Below are 18,722 nucleotides of genomic sequence, written 5' to 3' on the forward strand. Positions count from 1 at the left end.
ATTATACTAAAATAGGCTCTAATGTAATAATGGAGCGGGATTAAATATAATCCCACCCCAACTATTGACAAAGAGCCTAAAAGCAAGGGGTGTTTCGCTACGTTTGTAGAACGAAAACTAGATGGTATAAAGCATTTAGGATGCCTGACCGATCAGCCACCTCTATGGAACAAGCAATATGAACTTTGAATGAATGCTAATGGTCTATTCAGAGAGTTTTTTTTTCTAAGAAATATTCTAATTCATTGCTCTTCTAAGTTTGATATAAAAAATCTTTGCTTACCGGAATCGCTTAATTCGATTGAGTCAACCACATCAATTTTTACTTTTAGATCAATACTATTTTTTGTAAAATAATCGGTTATTTCATCATGTATTTCTTTCTCATAGATTAAATAATTTTCTCTTTTGTAAAATTCTTTAACCACTATACTTACACTTAATGTGTAATAATCATTTTGAACAGCTTGAAATTTGTCAATATAATCATAGCTTCTTATTATCTTCCTTAAAAAACTAGAATGTATTCTTTTTCCTTGTCTTGTTTTAATCATATCATCTGTTCTTCCAATTATTTTTTCTAAACGCCTAAATGGTAAGCCACATTTACAAACTCCCGAAGCCATAATACCCACATCACCAGTCTCGTATCTTATAAACGGCATAGCATAATTAGTTAAACTAGTAGCAATTATCCTTCCTGGCTCTCCTTCTTTCACAGGATTTCCATAATCATCAACTACTTCTAAAATACTTCTTTCCATATCAATGTGATATCCCGAATGTTCCTCACATTCAAAAGCAGTAACACCACCATCATTTAACCCATATTGATCGTATACTTTCGTAGAAAAAGCTCGCTCGATAAGAACGCGATACTCATTTGTCAGCATTTCAGCTGTCGAAAAAACAGCCATTGGCCTTATCGTTTTTATATTATTCTTAATAATAAATTTTGATAACTCATTTAAGGAAGAGGCATACCCTCTTATAAATTTAGGTTTTTCTGCATTTATTTTCATTACATATTCTGACAAAGTTTCCTCTGTAATATTATATGAAGACAGTTGGTAATTACTTTGAAGTATTTCTAGAACTCTATTTTTAAATCCATTATTATTATTCGGTACTAAAGAGCTACCCGCTATGGTAACTACTGTATCCCCTAAATTATAGCCTCCATACCCCCATCCCCTATACAGTATAGCCTTACTTAAAAGATAATCATCCCTTGACATTCGATAACTTAATGAGCTGCCTGTTGTACCGCCGGTTGCACCATTAACGTACTCTATTATTTCATTTGAGTAAAATTGTTTAATATTATTTTTTATTATGTCTTTATTTATAATAGGAAGAGTTTTCAATTCCTTAATTGAATTAATACACTTTGGATCAATTTGTCTGTTTTTCATTATATCATTATAATAAGGGACATTCTCGAAAGAATATTCAATTATTTTACTAAGCTTACTATTCTGCTCCGCTAATAAACTCTCGTAACTTTTATCTAAGTTATTTTGTAATTGTTTGTATATTTTAAGTAATCCCCTATTGTTAAACACCTGAAACAATTTGAACGCAGTCTTTTTCATGCACCTATATACCTCACTTCCCACTCTAGTCTCTAAATCCATGATATATCCACTTGAAACTTTTATTATATAACAATATTTGCATCTGCATCTGCATGACAAATTTTTATTAAATAATACCAATAGATAGTTCCAGATATTAAGTATACACTCAGTGTCGCGTATATGGCTCCACTTATCCCAAACTTGCTTAGTAACAAATAATCAACTAGTAAATGAACTATACTCGTGATAATAGCCATTCTTTCATTAAATTTAACCCTCCCAATAGCTGGCATAATATTCATTGGAATCATTCTAAAGCCAGAATTTATTGCATACACTAGCCAAAACAATCTAGAAAGTGTCATAGCATCAGAGTATATATCTCCATAAACAAATTCAATTATATAGGGTGTGAAAATATAACCTATTAAACTTATACATCCAATAATTGAAGCTGCTAATAACTGTACATTTATTGAAGTTTTTAAAATTTTCTTATTCTTAGTCATTTGAGCGATAATAGGAAAATAATATACCATTATTGATCCAGTTATAAAAGATAACTGAGAAGGAATAAGCATTGCGATTTTATAATTTGCTGTTATCGCTTCATCCCTAAGCAAATGATTAATTAAAAACAACTCATTTAGGGGCATTATCATTGAGAATAAGTTTGCAATCATTAATGATTTACCCATTAGAATAAAACTCTTAATTTGAGATCTACTTAATGTTATAGTTATGCTGCCTATAAAACTATTCCGGACGTACCGGATTGCAACGATTATTCCAATTGTGACCCCCAAGTAACGTGCCATTGGTACTCCTTTAATGCCTAAAGTCAATACAAATAGTATGCTAAAAATAAATACTATAATAGTTTGGGTAACACCTATTTGAGCATAGAGCTTGTTATTTCTTTGAGACCTTACGTATGATTGAGTAGTTTGCAAGACATATGTCAAAACAGGCATTAGTATAAATAATAATGCCAATGACCTTGCTTCTGGGAATGGTATTTCGGCAATATACATATATCCTAGTAAAACTATTGTTAAAACAAACTGAAAAATGGATCCATATTTGATTGCAAAATAAAAAAAAGCTTTATTAGACGATATATCAGCAGTTGACGAACAATACTTTAGTAATGCTGAAGACATACCAAAACCTGAAAATAGAGCTATATATGCATACAAATTATTTACATATGCTAAATATGCATAACTTTGCTTATCCACTAACCTAACAATGACTATGCTTGAAATAAAAGCAATCGCTTTGACTAGTGTATTACCAAGCATAACGTGAAAGAAACCCTCACGGTATAACTTTTGGGATTGTTTAATTATTGTTGTCACATTAAAACCCTCTTTTAATATTCAGATTATTTTATCTATATATCGTGAATTATTATTGTATAGTTTTATTTATTAAAATCTTTTGCTAAGTTGTTATAAGCATCAACCAGTATTTTTTGTTCATTTTCCCAACATAATACTTGACGTGCTTGCCTTACTTTTTCTTTAACTAATTTCATTTGCTCCTGGTCTAATATTAAAGAATTAACTTCTTTCGCTGTTTTTTCTAATTTTTCTGGATCAACTGTCATACCTACACGATAATCTTCTATTATTTTTCTCATTTCTGGAAATTCACTGCAGACGATAGGTATGCCAGCTTGTAAGTACTCGAAAATTTTGTTAGGTAAAGCATAGTAATGATTTAAACAAATATTTTGCATCAAATGAATACCTAAGTCAGCTGAACTTGTGTAATCAATTAGTTCTTCTTGATTAACACTTTCATGAAAAAAAACTCTTGCATTCATATCTAAAGATGACACCAAATCTTTAATTTTATCGATTAATGGCCCACCCCCTAAAATCACAAGAACTATCCTACTATCTAAGTTTGGAAGTAATTTTATAATCTTATCTACTCCCCTCCCTACCTGAACAGCCCCTTGATACAATATAATCTTTTCTTCAGGTGAAATATTTAATTTGTTTCGTAGTAGATTACTAGAATTAGTAAGTGTGTTTTTATTCGGAATGTTTCTTAAAACTAACGGTTTATTTTTTAGCTCATAGTGTTTCACAAAGTAATTTGAAATGGAATCACTTACAGTTATAACTGTATCACTTTCAGTAACAGCTTTTTTCTCAAAATATTTGGTAATTTTACTAATTATCCTAGGTAAAGATTCTACATTATGAACTCTACTCCACAATTCATGTGAGTCATATACTAGTTTTGATTTTAATTGTCTTTTAATTCTAAATCCAATAGGCACTGTATATACATCATGACAATGTATAATATCGGGATTAAATTTCCTAGCAAAGTCTAAACACTTTTTAAAGAATTCAAGATATTTAATAGCCTGTATATACCTATTTCTATTACTTAACTTATCCCTTGTTTTTAATATAATTCTCTTAACATTAAAATTACCAAAACTCTCATTTTGACATAAGTCTTTTGAATGTAATGCTAATATTTGTACTGTATGACCTTCTTGACCTAATGTTTTTGCTTCTTTGAAAACACGTGTATCATTTACAAAGTCATTCTGTACAATCATTAATATTTTCATCTTCTCTACTCCTTTTATAACTAGCTTGTAAATAAGCTATAATAACACTAATTATAATTCCATGTGATATTAATGATACCATAAATGAACTATCCACCATAATATACATAACTGAGGACATAAGGACCAAAGATATTATACTGTTAGATGTTTTTGCTATAGAATCCATCAATTTAAGTAAAATGGAAAGAAACAGTGAAAAGAAAAGCATCCCAAAATATCCAAAGTTGGAATAAGCTTCTCCTAAGTAACCAGTATTAACTGACATAAATGGTCTTCCATAGTAAATCCTTCCTATCATATTTGTTATTCTCTCACTATATATTGGACTATCAAAAAACCATTGTAGATATGATGTTGACATAAAAATAAAATCATTTTGCGAAAAAAAATCATAGTAATAAAAACTATTTTGAGCTGGAACAAAACTAACTCTTCGTATAAATAACGAGCCAATTATAATATTATCAAATAAGTAATATGCTACTAAGGATATAACAACCACTGATATTAAACTTGCTAAAAGCAACTCAACTATTTTTTTCTTTTTAGCTGCGTAGTAAACAGCAAAAACGTATAAAGGAAAAAATAGAAACGATTTATGACCAACATATAAAAAATGAACTACCTGAAAAAATGCAGCAACTAAAAAGAGTTTTTTGTTCTTTTTTTCATAGGCCACCAACATAATAAAAGAGTTTATAATTCTTGCTTGCCAAGATGATAGCCTTATTAATAAGCTACTACTGTAATTAGTCAATTCTCTGACATCATATACTTCAAGCAAATTAAGAGCTTGCAAAGAAGGTACTCCGTTTAATCTAAATAATTCGCCATATGTATAAATGGACATGCATAGAATCATAAAAATTAAAATATACTGAGAATTTTTAAAGAACTTTAGTCTTACACGCGGTAATACTTTAATTGTTAAAAGTGTTAACATAAAGCTCGATGTAAAATAATACATGAATATTCTATTTTCATCATGTGCTGAGTATAAAGAAATAAAAGGAATTACCATTAATACATATAAAATGTTTGTAGTTACTGCAGAGGGTCTATTGCCTTCTTTTGGAATTGCAATGTATAAACATGAAAAGACAAAAACAGATTCAAAAAATTTTACTAAATTGAAATTATTGAACATACTAGCCTGATTAAAAACAGGATCTATAAATAACCCATATGAAATTATTAGCAGCATCATATAGGATAACAACACAAAATAATTTTTAACTAATTTGCTTTTAATAACCATTCACAAGCCTCCACTGCTTCATAGTTCAAATCATGCTAGTAAGTATTACTTTCAAATTAATTAAACGATATTTTTACCGCAAGTTGAACAGTTTATAAAAATATATAATAGTGTAATTTTAACTAGAATAAATATAATCCAAGTTACCAACAATTTCTTCCCATGTAAATTTATGCTTAAGTTTTTCAATCCTGTTTTTCTTTTGATAAATTATTTCTGGATTGTTTACTAAATATTCAATCACATTTTTAATATTATTAATTTTATCTCCATCAACAACAAATCCAATATCTTCATCAATTACAAACTTTTCAAGAATGGAACCTTTGCTTACTATAATAGGCGTAGCCGTAATGATTGCTTCATAGAATTTTACAGGATATGAATTCATGTGTTGAATATTTTTTTTAGGATATACAGCATAAATTATATCAGCTTCACTGTAATATAGCGGTAACTTTTTAATGTCGTAAACTCCTGTAGTAGTAACATTGTTGTATTTTTTTTGTAACTCATTTAAGTCCTTGAATGCAATGCCTGCGCCATGTATAGAAATTCTAACCTTTTCCATGTTTTTGCATGCTTCAAATAAATTTCTGAATTCCTCATATTGTCTAACTGAACCTATATAAGATATGTTTATTTTTTCTGATAAATTTTTATCTATATTCCCCAACAGTTTTTTCTCTGAATAATTTGGTAAATAAATCATTTTTGTTGTTTGGTTAGACGTTTCTTTCTGTATTTTGTTTACATACAATATATGATCTGCCTTTTTTTGATAGTAGTTTACAATTAGTCGTATTAAATATTTTGTCTTTTTTTTATTACCTTGTAATTCATAAATTTCATGCATATCAAAAACTAGCTTGGAGTTATTTTTTTTTATATAGGTACCAACTACCATACCATCTAAATCATGACAATGCATAAAATCATAATCAATGTCTTTTAAATACTCTTTAACTTCTAAAATAAACTTACAGAATGATTTTAACTGTTTATATCCTGTTCCATATTTCGAATATGGAAAAAACCTGGTGATCTTAATGTCTTCTATCTCTTCGTTTGCATCATTTATATAGTCGTTTTCTCTATCCCAACATAAAATCTCAACTTCAAACCCTCTGCTAACAAGATACTTAGCTTCTTTATGCACCCTTACATCCGGATCATACCTATTAGTCACAATCATTATTACTTTTTTCATTCAACACCACCCTAAGAATCTAACGAATTCTTTCCCTACTTGAATTTTTTTATTGAATTAAATACTCTTTCAACATCTTGATTTCTCAGATACGGATGCATAGGTAGTGACAGTACAGTATCACACAACTCATTTGTCACTTTGAAATCACTATCATTATAATAATGTTCATCGAATGCGCCTTGCCTGTGCATTGGCTTTACGTAATAAATCATACTTGGGATGCCATCTTCTTTCAACTTAGCTTGTAGACCATCTCTTTCTTCTTTATTCTTTAACTTAATTGTATATTGAGCAAAACTTGATATATATCCTTTGGGTATTACTGGCGTTTCAACAACATCTTTTAGTTTTTCTGTATAAACATTGTAAATTCTATTTACATCCTCAAGTTCATGATTAATAAAAGCTGTTAATTTTACATTAAGTATTGCTGCTTGAATAGAGTCAAGTCTAGAGTTAACCCCTATTCTCACGTTGTCGTACTTATTATCCCCTTTTCCATGAACCTTCAATGAATTCAGTAGTTCGGTAAGCTCGTCATCATCAGTAAAAATAGCTCCTCCGTCTCCATAACAACCTAATGGTTTCGCAGGAAAAAATGATGTTGTAGCAGCATCCCCGAAACTACATGCTTTTTTACCATTGATACTTCCTCCAAAACCTTGCGCCCCATCTTCAAGAACTTTTAGATTATATTTCTTTGCAATTCTTTCGATTTCAATGTGATCAGCTGGAAGGCCAAAAAGATCTACTGGTATGATCACTTTGGGTGTTAGTTTCCCTTCTTCTAGTACTTTATTTATAGCTCTATCTAATTTAACTGTGTCAATATTAAATGTGTCCCTATCTACATCAACAAAAATTGGCGTAGCACCGCTAAATGAAACAATTTCTCCTGTTGAAAAAAATGTAAAATCAGGAACAAAAACTGCATCACCTTCTTTTATATCCCATGCCATCATAATGAGTGTCATTGCTTCGGTCCCATTTGCACAAGTAATGCAGTGTTTAACGCCTACATATTCAGCTAATCTTTGTTCTAAGCTTTTTATTTCCTTTCCTCCAATAAAATTAGTATTATCTAAAACTTCCTGTATTCCTGAGTCAATCTGAGTTTTATATTTGATATATTGAGCCTTTAAGTCTCTAAATTCCAAAACCATCACTCCCAAAAACTATTTTTCTTTTAGCCCTTCATTTTCAAGAATATAATTTCTCTCGCATTCATCACATTTATTATTTTCTTTTAAGGGCATTCCACATTCACACACCCATCCAATCTGTTTTGCAGGTACTCCAGCCATTAGTGCATAATCAGGTACATCTTTTGTTACAACGGCGCCAGATGCAATCATAGCCCACTCACCTATTGTATTACCACAAACAATTGTTGCGTTTGCACCTATAGAAGCACCGTGCTTTACTAATGTCCTTTTGTAACCTGTAGGCCCTTTAGGATATTTACTCCTTGGTGTTAAGTCATTTGTAAACACCATAGAAGGACCACAAAATACATAGTCTTCAAGTTCTACACCTTCATAAACAGACACATTGTTTTGTATTTTCACACCATTTCCAACTTTAACATTGCTTGACACATTAACATTTTGGCCTAAGGAACACTTTTCTCCGATTTGAACATCTTTATGAATGTGACAGAAATGCCAAATTTTTGTACCTTCACCTATTGTTACATCATCATCTATGTAGCTGCTCTCATGAACGAAATAACTCATCTGTCGAACCTTCCTTTAAAATCTAGTGTACCACATTTATCAAGTGGAAGTTGTACACTCTTTCCTTCCGCTGCAGATTTGTAAATAGCAAGAACGAGTTCAAGTGCATTTCTTCCATCAAGTGCTGTTACATAAGGTTGTCTATCATTTTTGATAGCGTCAATGACATCTGCGTAAAGTGGATTATGACCGAAACCATAAACGGTTGGTGGGTTTTCATGATATTTCTCTTTAACTTCTTCTGGGTTATCTAGATTGTCTGCAAACTGCCATTCTTCAATTAGGTTAACAGACTTACCTCCTGCTTTAACTGTTCCTTTGTCCCCAAAAATATATAGTGTTTCTTCGAGATTTTGTGGATATATGTTTGTTGTTCCCTCAATAATACCATAACTTCCATTTGCAAATTTCACTAGGGCCATTCCTAAATCCTCTGCGTCAATGAATCCATGTATCAAGTTATCTGTCATACCTACTACTTCAGTAATGTTGTCCCCCATCATCCATCTAAGAAGATCAATATTATGAATACACTGATTCATTAGAGCTCCACCATCTTGTTCCCAGGTCCCTCTCCATGGTGCCTGTTTATAGTAGTCTTCTCCTCTATTCCATCTGATATGGGCAGTGCCATGCATAAGTCTACCGAAACGGTTGTCTTCAACTGCTTCTCTAATTTTTTGAACAGATTTATTGAATCTATTCTGATGACATGCACTAACCTTGATATTCTTTTCATTGGCTTTTTCGATAATCTTATCTGCTTCTTCTAATGAAAGTGCAATAGGCTTTTCGATGATAAGATTAGCTCCAGCTTCAATACAATCTAATGCAATTTGTCCATGTTTTCCACTTTCCGTACATATTGCTACTAGTTTAGGCTTCTCAATATTAAGCATTTCCTTATAATCTACATATTTCTTAGTAGCTATTGGAAGTTCATGTCTTTCAATAGCTTCATTCATCTTCGACTCTTCAATATCACATAATGCTACAATATCAAGTTCATTCACAAGTGCAGCAGCTAAATGATTTGGTGAAATTCTTCCACATCCGATAATTGCGAATTTTAAACTCAAAGTAAGCCCTCCTATAACAATTCGATATTATCACGTTTATCTATTTGTTTCATTGCGTTCTTTGTATCAAAGATTGCTTTTGCATGTTTCTGGATAAAGTCATAATCAACATTCGTGTGCGCTGTTGTTACAATAACAAGATCTGCACTTTCAATTAGTTCTGCAGTTAATTCAGGTTCTCCTTTTTTAACAACACCATGCTCATGATATTCGGAAACAAAAGGATCAAAGTAAACTATTTCAGCACCTTCTTTTTCAAGTTCTTCAATTACTCTAATAGCAGGACTTTCTCTATAATCATCAATATCTTGTTTATAAGCTACTCCTAGGATTAATATTCTTGAGGCACTCATTGCTTTCTTAAATCTGTTTAGGATTTTACTAGCCCTTTCAGCACAGTATTCAGGCATTCTATCATTTACCATCATCGAAGACTCTATCATTGATGTATGGAAACCATATTCTCTAGCCTTCCAAGATAAATAGTAAGGATCTAATGGTATGCAGTGTCCACCAAGTCCAGGTCCGGGATAAAAAGCTTGGAATCCATAAGGTTTAGACTTGGCCGCATCAACTACTTCCCAGAAGTTAATACCCATCCTATTGCTAAGAATAGCAAGTTCATTGACAAGACCAATGTTCACGTTTCTATAAGTGTTTTCCAATATTTTTTCCATCTCCGCTACAGCTGGAGAAGACACTCTGTGAATTGGAGCTTCAAGAATTGATTCATATAGGGCTGCTGCAACATCTGTACATTTAGGCGTAATACCCCCTACAACTTTAGGTGTATTCTTAGTTTTATAAATTAGATTACCAGGGTCTACTCTTTCAGGTGAAAACGCAAGATAGAAGTCTTCTCCACACTTAAGCCCTGATTTTTCTAGAATTGGCTTTAAAAGTTCCTCTGTTGTTCCTGGATATGTAGTTGATTCAAGAATAATCAACATGTCTTTATGCATGTGTGGAACAATACTTTCAGCAGATGCCTTAACATAACTTATATCTGGTTGCTGATAAGCGTCCAGTGGTGTTGGAACAGCAATGCAAACGCAGTCGGCTTTCGCTACTTCTGCAAAGTCCATCGTTGCAGCAAGCAACCCAGAATTCACGATTTGTTCTAAATCCTCATTAACAACATCACCAATATAATTTTGGCCATCATTCACCATTTTAACTTTAGATTCTTGTACGTCGAAACCAATAGTTTTAAACCCTGCTTTAGCTTTTTCAACCGCTAGTGGTAGACCAACATACCCAAGTCCTACAACACCAAGTACCGCAGTTTTGTTTAATAGTTTTTCTTTTAAATTGCTCATAATTAAATTCCCCCTTTTTTAATTGCTTCACATATATATTTAGCTGTATGTCCATCCCCAAATAGATCTGGTTGCGGATGATTAAAGCAAGTTAACTTTCTAGTTACCGTACTTGTAATCGAATCCTCATCAGTAGGGCTTAATACATTCCAATCATTAATTAATGTTTCTACCCATTCAGTCTGATCTCTCAGTGTTGTACATGGTGTTTTAAGATAATAGGCTTCTTTCTGCAATCCTCCAGAATCAGTTACTACCATATAGGCATTAGATGTTAAATAGAGCATTAATAAGTAACCTATCGGCTTGATAATTATGATATTACTGAAGTCAATTTCTAAATCCTCAATTAATTTCTTAGTTCTTGGATGCAAAGGTAACAATACAGGCTTCTCCAACTTACTAAATGCTTTAAAAATATTTACAAGTTTATCTGGATTATCAGTGTTTTCCGCCCTATGAATCGTTGCTAAGTAGTACTCTTTTTCATTCAGTTTTCTTATGCTACCATTTTCTTTTACTAATTCGTCAAACCATTTTCCATTAACGTATTTTTGCTCAGAAATATTAATATTTCTAATTACTGTATCGTACATGATATCCCCAGTATTAACTACGCCAGTTGTAATACCTTCCTCACTGAGGTTTTTAACCGCCGTTTGAGTCGGGCAGAGTAGCATGTCTGAAATATGATCCGTTAAAATCCTATTTTGTTCTTCTGGCATTAGCTTATTATAACTACGAAGTCCAGCTTCAACATGGTATACAGGGATATGTAGCTTGCTTGCTGCTAGCGCCCCTGCTAAGGTAGAATTAGTATCACCATAAACAAGCAGCCCATCAGGCTTCTCTTTTAGAATTATTTCTTCTATGCCCTCCAGCATCTTTGCAGTTTGCTTACCATGACTACCAGATCCAACCCCTAAGTTATAGTCAGGTTTTGGTATGCCTAGCTCTTCAAAAAAAACATCCGACATATTCGCATCATAATGCTGGCCTGTGTGCACAAGAATTTCTTGGTTATTTTTTCTAAACTCTTCCGAAAAAGGTGCGGCCTTTATGAATTGTGGCCGTGCACCAATTATTGTAATCAATTTCACTTCGAAGCCTCCCATACTATTAATCTTATATTAATTTTTAGCATTTTAAAAGCAATTAAAGTATGCAATGTCCATACCAAGTTAAGTATCTGTTTTTCTGTTCAACTACTATTTTTGTATAAGCTCATAAAATCATTTTTTCCTTTCTCTTTTAGGCAGTGTCCTTAGAATGAAACATCTCCCTTCTATTATGCAATCAATTGGCGATGACACAAACATAATTACGACATTTTTTAAAGCTCTAAAGTATTGCTTATTTCGCTTATAAGCCATTGTCATTACTGCATAATGCCTAAATCTTATAAACATCTTCTCTCTTGTTGTAAAAATATTAAAATATTTCTTCTTAAATTCAAAAAGCTCATTTTCTCCAATTATTTTATTCTTTCCTTGGGAAATCCCACCTTTATTATGTCTATATGCTCTAACATCACACTCTGGGAAATAGCAAATTTTCAAATCATTTTCTATTGATTTCAGCATTAAATAGAACTCTTGTCCCATCTTTACATCTTCAAAACCACCAATTTCTTTGAGTTTACTAGCTTTATACATAAAAGTTGGTGTCCCTGTTAGATGTCTCATAATATGATACTTTAAAAGCCCTTGTTTGTCGAAGCTATTTAATTTAGGATATTCACGATAATCTATAACAACTTTATTATCATTAACTAATTTCAAATCTGTAAATGACATATCACAATTTTTCTCTATCATAAAATTTAATTGTTTCTCAACTTTTTTAGTCAAATACTCATCATCGTCATCTAAAAATGTAATAAAATCTCCTGTCGCTACATTTATTCCATTATTCCGCGCTAAAGCCCCCCCCATATTCGTTTCATTCACATAATAAATAACATCAGAATCGTTGGTGTATTGTTTCATAAAATCCATCATTCTTTTTCTATATTCAGAACCTGGTGGATTATCATCAACAACAATTATCTCAGTATTCTTATAAGTTTGATTCTTAACCGAATTTATAGCCCTTAATAGATACTTAACCTCACGTTTATATGTTGGTATAATCACACTCACTCTCGTACTAGACTTAATCATTTATTCATACTCCCCCTTTCTCTATTTTCTTCTAGCTATTAACTCATTCCTATATTTTTTTATACCCTTTGTTATTTGCCTTCCTAGCAAATAAATCGAAATCGTTTGATTCATAATGATTTATGATTTTATCTAGCTCCACGTATATTGGTCCATCCTTAACAAACACTATCTCTTCAGAAGATTGTGTTTGATTGACGTACTCTCAATACCTGCTTTGTAATAATCAGGTTTTTCTTGTGTATATGCACACATTAAAACGCTGTAATTTTCATCTACCATCATTAGCTAGGTCCTACCTTCTGTCTTCGCTAATGATACACTTAACCCACAAACTCTATAATCATTCTCGTACTCAGACATATTCATGTCATACACCAAGTCACCAAATACCTTATTCACTGTACTTACATTCAGCAGCCTTAATAATGGATTAAATAACTTAGTCGTCATAATCTTCTTTCCATGAACTTCAGCAATTAACCTCACTATCTCGCTAGTGTTTACATACTCAGCATTCTGTGGAAAGAATAATCCTCCACTTCTGTTATCGATGAGTTGCTTAACAAGCTCTGATAAGTTGTCTATGTAGATCATACTGCGCTTATTATCTACCTTTGGAAAAATTGGAGTCTTAAGAGCTAGACCAACTAATCTTGGATAGTTGCCTCTACATCCCTTTCCATAGACCATAGGCGGCCTTAAAGTCGCTACAATAAACGAATCATCTTGTAGTTTATTGATAAGCCCTTCTGCTTCAATCTTCGACTTTCCATAAGCGCTATCTGGCTTGAGTGGTGTGTCTATATCGATAACGCCATTCTCAATACCATAAACGCTCATTGAACTTAGAAAAATAAACTGCTCTACTCTATCTTGTTTTGCTTTTTGAGCAGCTTCATAGGCCAAATCCCTGTTTACTTTATAATAAAGATCCTGATTATCACATGTTTCTTTTATATGAGCTATCCCAGCTACATGAAATACTACATCATATGAACTGAAGTCCTTCTCTTTCCAAGAGTTATCCTTCATATCAATGGTGTCTACTTTATATTTAGTGGGTTCTTTTAATAGCCAGTTCTCTAGGCTTGTCCCTATGTAGCTGTTTTTACCAGTGATTATAACTCGCTTCATTATCATTTCACCTCGTTATAGTTGGACAGTTGGTCAGTTGGCTATAAACAATAGTTCAGCAGTTGTTTATCAATAGTTAAACAATTGTTTAACCATAGTTTAGCTATTGTTTCAATGACTCTTCTTTATCAGCTTTTTTCTTTCCAGTCCCGCCTTCAACAACACCATCGCTTCCAAGAACACTGAATATTGTCCCAAAGAAGCATCTGACATCCATTATGAATCCAATCTTCTCAGCGTACTTCCCATCAAGTTTTGCCTTCACATCAATCTCAAGTTCGTCTCTGCCGTTAATTTGTGCCCATCCTGTTAGGCCTACTGGTACATCGTTGGCTTTGTACTTATCTCTTTCTTTAATCAGGTCATATTGGTTCCAAAGGGCTGGTCTTGGACCGATAATGCTCATATCTCCTTTTAGGATATTTATAATTTGTGGCAGTTCGTCTAAGCTTGTCTTTCTTAAGAACTTACCAACTTTTGTAATCCATTGGTCTGGGTTGTCTAGCAAATGGGTTGGTGTGTCTTTTGGTGTGTCTATTCTCATGGTTCGAAATTTTAGTATATTAAAATGACTCTTATGGATTCCGACTCTTTTTTGTTTGAAGAGGACGGGACCTGGGGAGTCGAGTTTGATTGCTAGTACTAACAATAGTAATAGCGGTGATAGCAAGATAAGGGCTATTAAAGATAATACTATGTCTATTAATCGCTTGAAATATTTTACATACATATTTATCACCGTTGAGCAGTTGTTAAACAATTGTTGAACAATCGTTACAAAGCTCTTCCCTTTCATTATCATTTGTTGTGCAATAGTTAAACTATAGTTCTAAGGTAATTGCTCATCTTCACGGACAAATTCTTAACCATTATTATAAATTCATCATATTCACTTTCCTCTATATATCCAAGTTCTAACGCTATTTCCATCTGACAGACTAGCTCCATCAATGATCCATAAGCTATATTAACAAAATGAGCTTTATCTTTATTGCTTTTTCTACTTGTTCCTTCAGCAATATTACTTGGTACAGAAACTACTGCTCTATTCATTTGCTGTATGAGTGCATACTTTTCTTCACTTGGAAACTTCTTAGTTAATCTATAATTGAATTTAACTATGTCTTTTGCCAGTTGATAGATTTGCAGGTTCTGAAAACTAAACATACCATTACCTCCTTTAACAATAGTAGAACTATCATTAAACCATCGTTAAACAATTGTTTAACTATTGTTTCGCTACTGTTTAACTATTGTTAACCCACTCTCTTAAATGTTGGTACGATCTTTCTGACCATATTTTCTATCAGTGTTGGGTCTTCTGTTAGTAGTATGGCGCTTAGTTTTGTTAGTTCTTTTTGTAGTTGAACTAGGTCTGTAAATACTGGTTCGCCGATAAATATTTTTCCGTGTTGGGTATTTTCTAGGCCTTCTTCTGCCATGAGTAGTTCTTCGTATAGTTTTTCTCCTGGTCTTAGGCCGGAGAATTCTATTTTTATGTCTACATCTAGCTCGAAGCCGGATAGTTGTATTAGGTCCTTTGCTAGGTCTACTATTTTAACTGGGTCTCCCATGTCTAGTACGAATATTTCTCCACCTTTGGCCATTGCTCCTGCTTGTATTACAAGCTGTACGGCTTCGGGTATGGTCATGAAGTATCTAATTATATCTGGGTGGGTAACGGTTATTGGCCCTCCGGATTCAATTTGTTTTTTAAATAATGGTATTACACTTCCATTACTACCAAGTACGTTTCCGAAACGTACGGCGACAAACTCTGTTTTGCTTTGTTTGTTCATGGATTGAATAATCATTTCTGCTACTCTTTTTGTTGCACCCATAATGTTTGTAGGATTAACGGCTTTGTCTGTTGAAATCAGCACAAATCTTTTTGCTCCGTATTGATCGGCGCACTCTGCTACGTTCATTGTACCAAAAACATTGTTTTTAATCGCTTCCGTGGGACTTTTTTCCATAAGGGGCACGTGTTTATGGGCTGCTGCATGGAAAACTACGGTTGGATTATAGGTTCTAAATACTTGTTCCAACCTTTTTTTGTCTCTAACTGAGGCGATGATTACTTCTAGATTTAGTTTGTCTTGGTATTTTGTTACTAGCTCTTGTTGTATTTCGTATGCGTTGTTTTCATAAATGTCTAGTATAATTAGTTGTTTTGGGTTAAAGCCGGCAATCTGTCTGGATAGCTCGGAGCCTATAGACCCGCCCCCACCGGTTACTAGTACAACTTGGTTTGTTATGTAATCACATATGCCTTGAAGATCGACTTCTATTGGTTCTCTGCCAAGAAGGTCTTCTATTTCTACGTCTCTAATTTCCTTAATGCTGACTTGTTCGCCTATGAGTTCTTTTATTGCTGGCAATGTTTTAAGTTTGCATTTTGTTTCTTTGCATATATCAACAATTTCTTTTATTTCTTTTCTACTGTTATTTGGTATTGCTATAATGATTTCATCTATGTTTTTGTTTTTAACAATTTCATTTATATCTTTTCGTGTGCCTAATATTGGCACACCGTGAATTCGTCTTTTTTTCTTGGTAGTATCATCGTCTGCTATTGCAACAGGGTACTTATGCATTTGAGGATTGGCATGCATTTCTTTAATAATTAATGATCCTGCGGTTCCGCCCCCAACGATAAGTACTCTTTTTCGTTCTAAATCCTCTGTAAAAGCATACTTCATCCTTCTTAAAAAACGATATGTAAATCTTACGCCCCCTACAAAAGCAATGCTTAATAGCATAAATAAAATGTAGAAGCTTCGGGGGTATGTTATAGGTAGTATATGATATATTCCAAAAAGGGCTGTACTTCCCACAAAGGAAGAAAACACTATTAGGAACAGTTCTTCTACACTTGCATATCTCCAAACACTTTGGTAGAGATTTGATAAATAGAATGCTGTTATCATAACCACGGTTGTAGGTATGATAGACTGACTAAAGCTACTCATATATTGACTTGGTATATCAAAGTCAAAACGTAGAAGTAATGCTGATAAAGCCGCCAGATTCACTAAGAATATGTCAATAAGGGCTAAAATTAGCTTTCTATGTTTTAATTTTATTTTTTTTCGTTCGCAGTTGTCTTCATGGTTATCGCTTTTTAAGCTAGATATGTCTGAAGCCATCTTAATCCCCCTTACTGCATTAATCTTTTTCAACTTATTGATTTATTTCTCATTTAGACTTTTGGTTAAAATATAATTAATTTGTACTTATCAATGAGTGACTTGGGAAGCTTTTTCTTCTTCTTTGTCTTTCCCTGTACTTTCCCAGTACTCAATGAAAAACGCTAAAAATCCGCCAAGCATAACACCTAATACTAGGGCAATCGCGATATTTAGTGTTTTATTTGGTCCAGTAGGTATGCTAGAAGGATATGCTTCTGAAATCACGGAAATAGTTTGCTCGCCTATTTCAGTAGATTCCGCTACTCTTAACTCTTCGTACTTTTTCACAAATGCGTCATATGTATTTTGTGCTAAATCCACTCTTTGCTCTATTAACCTTTGTTGGTACCTTTTATCTTGTAACTCTATTTGAATCTCTTCAATTTCACTTTGTAGTTGGGTTATGTGTCTTTGAAACTGATTAATATTTGCTTCTACTTCTGCTAGTTCTACTTTAAGTATGGTTTCTGTGTTTTCAAGGGTTATGCTTTGGGTATTTGAAAATGAAGTAGTTGTATCTTCCTCTGCCTCATTATTGTTTCTTACAATCATTTGGTCTCTTGTTTGGGCTTGGGCTTCAGCTACGTCTATACTTGCTTTTAATGCTTCTCTTCTTATTTGCGCATCTGTTAGACTTGTTTTAAAATTTGTGATTTGTTCTAATCTCGCTTCTAGCTCCATTGTTAACTCAGAAACCCCTCTTGGCTCTGATAAAAAGTCTTTTAATTCATCTAATGCTTCTTCTAGCTGTTGTCTCTCGTTTGTCATTTGATTTAAAATAAACTCTGAAGATTTTGTCGCATGGCCTTGGGCATTTTTTGACACGAAACTAACAAAGTTTTTACCTAATTGATTGACAATTCTGGCTGCTTGTTCAGGGTCTGAATGACGCATACTTATTGTAATAAGATTTGTGTCACTTACAGTCTCTAAATTTATGTTTCTGGCTAAACGCTCGTGGTCGTATTGTTCTTCAAGTCCTAGGTCTTTGATTGTCTGTTTCATAACAACAGGAGACATAATTTGCTGTCTAAAAGTCTCTAAGGTCATACTAGGGTATCTAGATACTGAGTCTAATAAAGTATTTATATCACCGTCGATTCTATTTGGCTGAACTCGATCTACAAAGTTAGACGCCATTAGTACCATTTTTGTTTCATAAACCGGTGTTACTATAACAAAGCTATAAAAAACTGACATTACTACTGCGATTAATGTTACAATTGCAATTAATACTTTCCTCTTTATAACAATCTCTATTAGTTCTCTCAGGCTAATTTCTTGTTCCATTTCTCGTTCCATTTTATATGCCTCCTATGTTTCCAAAAATATGTCTACATTTAATTTCTGTCATAATAATATTTCTAGTAATAAATTCTACATTTGTATACAAACTCCTCTATATACTTTCATGATACGCATTAGAAATATATTACATTTTCACA

At 32.9% G+C, this 18,722-nt stretch carries 16 protein-coding genes; all 16 read right to left on the bottom strand.

What is annotated here, in order from left to right; translation table 11 throughout:
• Positions 1 to 242 precede the first annotated feature (242 nt).
• Positions 243 to 1,637, bottom strand: a complete 1,395-nt coding sequence (locus tag RH915_RS04570; RefSeq protein ID WP_310478200.1) for a phenylacetate--CoA ligase family protein — start codon at positions 1,635 to 1,637, stop codon at positions 243 to 245.
• A gap of 23 nt (positions 1,638 to 1,660) precedes the next feature.
• Positions 1,661 to 2,941, bottom strand: coding sequence for an oligosaccharide flippase family protein (locus RH915_RS04575; RefSeq protein WP_310478201.1), 1,281 nt, complete (start codon positions 2,939 to 2,941; stop codon positions 1,661 to 1,663).
• A gap of 65 nt (positions 2,942 to 3,006) precedes the next feature.
• The gene (locus tag RH915_RS04580) at positions 3,007 to 4,179 is read right to left on the bottom strand and encodes a glycosyltransferase family 4 protein (RefSeq protein WP_310478202.1); all 1,173 of its coding nucleotides are present in this window, start codon (positions 4,177 to 4,179) and stop codon (positions 3,007 to 3,009) included.
• Positions 4,151 to 5,440 (bottom strand): O-antigen polymerase, encoded by a 1,290-nt coding sequence (locus tag RH915_RS04585; RefSeq protein ID WP_310478203.1) that lies wholly within the window; start codon positions 5,438 to 5,440, stop codon positions 4,151 to 4,153. The genes RH915_RS04580 and RH915_RS04585 overlap by 29 nt, the downstream gene beginning before the upstream one ends.
• A 118-nt stretch (positions 5,441 to 5,558) precedes the next feature.
• The gene (locus tag RH915_RS04590) at positions 5,559 to 6,650 is read right to left on the bottom strand and encodes a glycosyltransferase (RefSeq protein ID WP_310478204.1); all 1,092 of its coding nucleotides are present in this window, start codon (positions 6,648 to 6,650) and stop codon (positions 5,559 to 5,561) included.
• Between the two features lie 35 nt (positions 6,651 to 6,685).
• Positions 6,686 to 7,810, bottom strand: coding sequence for a DegT/DnrJ/EryC1/StrS family aminotransferase (locus RH915_RS04595; RefSeq protein ID WP_310478205.1), 1,125 nt, complete (start codon positions 7,808 to 7,810; stop codon positions 6,686 to 6,688).
• Between the two features lie 18 nt (positions 7,811 to 7,828).
• The gene (locus RH915_RS04600) at positions 7,829 to 8,389 is read right to left on the bottom strand and encodes an acyltransferase (protein ID WP_310478206.1); all 561 of its coding nucleotides are present in this window, start codon (positions 8,387 to 8,389) and stop codon (positions 7,829 to 7,831) included.
• The gene (locus tag RH915_RS04605; protein WP_310478207.1) at positions 8,386 to 9,468 is read right to left on the bottom strand and encodes a Gfo/Idh/MocA family protein; all 1,083 of its coding nucleotides are present in this window, start codon (positions 9,466 to 9,468) and stop codon (positions 8,386 to 8,388) included. Before RH915_RS04605 ends, RH915_RS04600 begins: the two co-directional genes overlap by 4 nt.
• Positions 9,469 to 9,479: 11 nt before the next feature.
• Positions 9,480 to 10,787, bottom strand: coding sequence for a nucleotide sugar dehydrogenase (locus RH915_RS04610; RefSeq protein WP_310478208.1), 1,308 nt, complete (start codon positions 10,785 to 10,787; stop codon positions 9,480 to 9,482).
• A 2-nt stretch (positions 10,788 to 10,789) separates the two neighbouring features.
• Entirely contained in the window at positions 10,790 to 11,887 is a 1,098-nt protein-coding gene (gene wecB, locus RH915_RS04615) for a non-hydrolyzing UDP-N-acetylglucosamine 2-epimerase (protein WP_310478209.1), read from the bottom strand.
• A 132-nt stretch (positions 11,888 to 12,019) separates the two neighbouring features.
• Complete coding sequence (locus RH915_RS04620) at positions 12,020 to 12,949, bottom strand: glycosyltransferase family 2 protein (RefSeq protein ID WP_310478211.1); 930 nt, start codon at positions 12,947 to 12,949, stop codon at positions 12,020 to 12,022.
• Between the two features lie 288 nt (positions 12,950 to 13,237).
• Entirely contained in the window at positions 13,238 to 14,086 is an 849-nt protein-coding gene (locus RH915_RS04625; protein WP_310478212.1) for an NAD-dependent epimerase/dehydratase family protein, read from the bottom strand.
• Between the two features lie 103 nt (positions 14,087 to 14,189).
• On the bottom strand, positions 14,190 to 14,816 hold the full coding sequence (locus RH915_RS04630) for a sugar transferase (RefSeq protein ID WP_310478213.1): 627 nt from the start codon (positions 14,814 to 14,816) through the stop codon (positions 14,190 to 14,192).
• Positions 14,817 to 14,902: 86 nt separating this feature from the next.
• Positions 14,903 to 15,253 (bottom strand): four helix bundle protein, encoded by a 351-nt coding sequence (locus tag RH915_RS04635; RefSeq protein ID WP_310478215.1) that lies wholly within the window; start codon positions 15,251 to 15,253, stop codon positions 14,903 to 14,905.
• 89 nt (positions 15,254 to 15,342) lie between these two features.
• On the bottom strand, positions 15,343 to 17,235 hold the full coding sequence (locus RH915_RS04640) for a polysaccharide biosynthesis protein (RefSeq protein WP_310478216.1): 1,893 nt from the start codon (positions 17,233 to 17,235) through the stop codon (positions 15,343 to 15,345).
• A gap of 90 nt (positions 17,236 to 17,325) precedes the next feature.
• The gene (locus RH915_RS04645; protein ID WP_310478217.1) at positions 17,326 to 18,579 is read right to left on the bottom strand and encodes a GumC family protein; all 1,254 of its coding nucleotides are present in this window, start codon (positions 18,577 to 18,579) and stop codon (positions 17,326 to 17,328) included.
• Between the last annotated feature and the right edge of the window lie 143 nt (positions 18,580 to 18,722).

The organism is Serpentinicella sp. ANB-PHB4, from assembly GCF_031432315.1.
GTDB lineage: Bacteria > Bacillota > Clostridia > Peptostreptococcales > Natronincolaceae > Serpentinicella.

Excerpts from the sequence above, each read along its gene's own strand:
- RH915_RS04570 (WP_310478200.1), bottom strand. The coding sequence starts at position 1,637 with ATGGATTTAGAGACTAGAGTGGGAAGTGAGGTATATAGGTGCATGAAA.
- RH915_RS04580 (WP_310478202.1), bottom strand. The coding sequence starts at position 4,179 with ATGAAAATATTAATGATTGTACAGAATGACTTTGTAAATGATACACGT.
- RH915_RS04585 (WP_310478203.1), bottom strand. The coding sequence starts at position 5,440 with ATGGTTATTAAAAGCAAATTAGTTAAAAATTATTTTGTGTTGTTATCC.
- RH915_RS04590 (WP_310478204.1), bottom strand. The coding sequence starts at position 6,650 with ATGAAAAAAGTAATAATGATTGTGACTAATAGGTATGATCCGGATGTA.
- RH915_RS04600 (WP_310478206.1), bottom strand. The coding sequence starts at position 8,389 with ATGAGTTATTTCGTTCATGAGAGCAGCTACATAGATGATGATGTAACA.
- RH915_RS04610 (WP_310478208.1), bottom strand. The coding sequence starts at position 10,787 with ATGAGCAATTTAAAAGAAAAACTATTAAACAAAACTGCGGTACTTGGT.
- RH915_RS04620 (WP_310478211.1), bottom strand. The coding sequence starts at position 12,949 with ATGATTAAGTCTAGTACGAGAGTGAGTGTGATTATACCAACATATAAA.
- RH915_RS04625 (WP_310478212.1), bottom strand. The coding sequence starts at position 14,086 with ATGAAGCGAGTTATAATCACTGGTAAAAACAGCTACATAGGGACAAGC.
- RH915_RS04630 (WP_310478213.1), bottom strand. The coding sequence starts at position 14,816 with ATGTATGTAAAATATTTCAAGCGATTAATAGACATAGTATTATCTTTA.
- RH915_RS04635 (WP_310478215.1), bottom strand. The coding sequence starts at position 15,253 with ATGTTTAGTTTTCAGAACCTGCAAATCTATCAACTGGCAAAAGACATA.
- RH915_RS04640 (WP_310478216.1), bottom strand. The coding sequence starts at position 17,235 with ATGGCTTCAGACATATCTAGCTTAAAAAGCGATAACCATGAAGACAAC.
- RH915_RS04645 (WP_310478217.1), bottom strand. The coding sequence starts at position 18,579 with ATGGAACGAGAAATGGAACAAGAAATTAGCCTGAGAGAACTAATAGAG.